Consider the following 876-nt stretch of genomic DNA (forward strand, 5'->3'; position numbering starts at 1 on the left):
CTCCTGTTGCTCCTGTTGCTCCTGTCGCTCCTGTCGCTCCTGTCGCTCCTGTCGCTCCCGTCGCTCCCGTGATTCCACTGGGTCCTATCGGATCAAGTTCTGCAGGTACCAAGCGATGCGCTACGACCAAATCGCCCGCAGCATTTTTTCCCCAGGCGGATATCTCTACAGCATCTGAACTCGTGATGAACTGAAATTCAAACTCATCAAACTGCGCGTAATAGATCCTTGTTGCTACTTCCCCAGGAGTCAAGCTAAATAACTCCAAAACATAAAGTGTCTTCGTAGTCCCTGTCACGTAAAACCCTTCAAGTTGAATGGTAGCAGCAATTGTATCATCATTGGTGATTTTTACTGTAAGCGTTGTAGTTGGTCTTACACCGGCAACCGGTGTATTTTCTATCAATCCGGTAGTTAATTCAGCCATTTCCTCGTCTCCTTACTTTATTAATAATAACTTCCCGTTAAAATGAGTTAACCTCCTGAGCAACCACCCTATGGGCTGTTGTCAGGTTTCCATTTGTGTCTTTTCCCCACGCAGTGACTTCTACAGCCTCAGAGCTAACAGTAAATTGAAACTCAAAGGCATCAAATTGGGCAAAATAGTTTCTCTTGGCCACACTACCTGCAGTAAGAGTAAACAACTCCTCTACATACTTCACTTTTGTCGTTCCACTTTGAAAAAAACCTTCAATTTGAACATTTACTATAGCTGTATCATCATTCGAGATATTTACCGAGAGCGTTGAACTCGGTCTAACACCCGCAACCGGCGTGTTATCAAACAAACCCGTTGTTAAATCAGGCATATTTTTTTCTAACCTCCTTAATTATGGGTTTATACATTATATTGTAGTTGTCCGATTTCCGTTACCT

The 876-nt window shown here is 43.4% G+C and carries 1 protein-coding gene and 1 pseudogene; both read right to left on the reverse strand.

Features of this window, described 5'->3' with window-relative positions; all coding sequences use genetic code 11:
- A pseudogene (locus tag UF75_RS28855) lies at nt 1-427 on the reverse strand (spore surface glycoprotein BclB); the annotation flags it as partial.
- Between the two features lie 37 nt (nt 428-464).
- A complete protein-coding gene (locus UF75_RS25785; RefSeq protein WP_045577364.1) occupies nt 465-809 on the reverse strand; it encodes a hypothetical protein in 345 nt (114 codons plus the stop codon).
- Nucleotides 810-876: the final 67 nt, after the last annotated feature.

The organism is Desulfosporosinus sp. I2, assembly GCF_000960765.1.
Lineage (GTDB): Bacteria > Bacillota > Desulfitobacteriia > Desulfitobacteriales > Desulfitobacteriaceae > Desulfosporosinus.